Below are 629 nucleotides of genomic sequence, written 5' to 3'. Positions count from 1 at the left end.
CCGTTTACTGGGGCTTCGATCAAGAGCTTCGCCTTGCGGCTGACCCCATCAATTAACCTTCCAGCACCGGGCAGGCGTCACACCGTATACGTCCACTTTCGTGTTTGCACAGTGCTGTGTTTTTATTAAACAGTTGCAGCCAGCTGGTATCTTCGACTGGCTTCAGCTCCATCCGCGAGGGACTTCACCTACATGCCAGCGTGCCTTCTCCCGAAGTTACGGCACCATTTTGCCTAGTTCCTTCACCCGAGTTCTCTCAAGCGCCTTGGTATTCTCTACCTGACCACCTGTGTCGGTTTGGGGTACGATTTAATGTTACCTGATGCTTAGAGGATTTTCCTGGAAGCAGGGCATCAACTACTTCTGCACCGTAGTGCATCGTCATCACGCCTCAGGGTTAATATGCAACCGGATTTACCAGGTCACACCCCCTACACGCTTAAACCGGGACAACCGTCGCCCGGCTAGCCTAGCCTTCTCCGTCCCCCCTTCGCAGTAACACCAAGTACAGGAATATTAACCTGTTTCCCATCGACTACGCTTTTCAGCCTCGCCTTCGGGGTCGCCTCACCCTGCCCCGATTACCGTTGGACAGGAACCCTTGGTCTTCCGGCGAGCGGGCTTTTCAC

The 629-nt window shown here is 54.2% G+C and carries 1 rRNA gene; it reads right to left on the bottom strand.

What is annotated here, in order from left to right:
• A 23S ribosomal RNA gene (locus tag IF803_RS42540) occupies positions 1-629 on the bottom strand; the annotation flags it as partial.

The sequence above is a fragment of the Bradyrhizobium sp. UFLA06-06 genome, from assembly GCF_054820065.1.
This window is presented reverse-complemented; position numbering and strand designations above follow the sequence as displayed.